The sequence below is a fragment of the Brachyspira catarrhinii genome (assembly GCF_005518285.1).
Taxonomy (GTDB): Bacteria; Spirochaetota; Brachyspiria; order Brachyspirales; family Brachyspiraceae; genus Brachyspira; species Brachyspira catarrhinii.
In genome coordinates, this window is record NZ_SJDU01000435.1 from 1 (window position 1) to 1,716 (window position 1,716).

The following is a 1,716-nucleotide window of genomic DNA, read 5'->3' on the forward strand; positions in this document are numbered from 1 at the left end:
GCTTTGCTTTGCTTTGCTTTGCTTAACGAAATTATAGTATGCTAATTTATAGTAATTTTTACTAACCATATTTAAGTTGTCCGTTATCTTTAACTTTATGATTTATGATTGATTTATGATTAAAATATAGCATGAATTAAAAAATATGTCAATAGTTTAAAATTATTGTTATTGAAAACCAAAAAGGTAAGCGGATAATAGCGGATAATTCAAATGAAATATTATTTATCATTCAAAATATCTCTAACCATATTCGCTCTTATCTCGTTAATATTTTTTTCTTTACTATTGTTAATATTTTGAATTTGAAGATGATTATTTTTAGAGGCAAAAAGCATATAATATAAATCGTCAATTTTAATATTTTTCAATATGCCATAATGTAATCCAATTCTTAACCAAAAACTATATTTTATAAGTTCGCCATAATTTAGAACTCTTGCCGAAGATAATATCGCTTTGCTTCTGCATATTCTGTCTTCAACTTTAATTCTATAGAGTTTTTTAATTCGCTTTCTTATATTTTTTTCTTTATCTAAAATATCATGGATTATATCGAAAGTATTTTTTAAAATATCTTTTTCTTTAATTCCAATCATAACTTTATTTGTTATCGTTAATATTGGAATATTTTTTTTACCTATTGATAATATCGATAAATCGAAACCCGATTTTGAAAATTTATTTATAAAATAATCTATATTGTCGGGAGTTTTCCAAAGAATTGCGGGAACGGAAATAGCTACGGTTAAATTCAGCGCCGTTCCTATCTTTTTAGGAGAGCTTGTCAAATATCCGAATTTTTTATCGAAAGCGAAATCTATTTTTTCATCAAGTTTATTCTCTATCTCATAAGCGGTTTTAAAACAATCGTTTAATTCGAGTCCTCTCGCTATAGTTTGTATTTCCAAATGTTCGTTTGAATTTATAAGTATAGAAGTCGATTGTTCGGAATTCGTATATAAAGTTGCATTTAATAAATTTCTTTTTTTTGGTAGCGTTAAATTCTCTTTGAGTATCTTTATATCGCAAGGTTTAATTTCGGCTAATTTTATTTTAGTTAAATTAAGATTCAAATCTTCAATATTTTTTTGCAAAATAGAATCGACTTTATCGAATTCATTTTTATCCATGTGATGATGGAATCTTATATTTTCTAAATTTCTATATATCGATACTTTTGAATATAAAACAATATTGTTTTCAGAGCCTTCGTTAAAAATCCAATTTGCTATATTGTTATCTGCAAACATATTACCCATTTATATTTTTTCTTCTATCTTTTCGGACTTTTTAGAAATTAAAACTTCGTTTAAATTTTCTATTTTCTTTTTTAGTTCGTTAGCCTCTTCGTATTTCTCCATTTTTTTAAGGAGTTCCATATTGTCTCTATGTTTTGAAATTTCTTTTTCTATATCTTCGTTCGATAAATTTCTGTTTGAGATTTTTCCTATATGTTTGTTCGAGCGATGGATTTTTTTGACAATTTTATCAATGAAAACTCCGAAACTATTATAACACTTCGGACAGGCTGCGGTTTTTGATTCCAAGAAATCATTTAAAGAATATCCGCATACATTGCATATTTTTTTATAACGCTTTTTTTTGGCTGCTTTTTTTATTGCGATGGATTTATGATTTGGTAATTTCGGCAATACGGAAAATAATTCATTGTCGTTATATTCCAAACATTTTTCTATTATTCTTAATTCTTCG

Annotated in this window: 2 protein-coding genes; both read right to left on the reverse strand. The window is 26.0% G+C overall.

Annotated elements, in window-relative coordinates; translation table 11 throughout:
* Window positions 1-221 precede the first annotated feature (221 nt).
* Entirely contained in the window at window positions 222-1,262 is a 1,041-nt protein-coding gene (locus EZH24_RS11230; protein ID WP_336596095.1) for a guanido phosphotransferase, read from the reverse strand.
* A partial coding sequence (locus tag EZH24_RS14250) for an excinuclease ABC subunit B (RefSeq protein WP_161976156.1) occupies window positions 1,263-1,716 on the reverse strand: 454 nt, incomplete at its 5' end.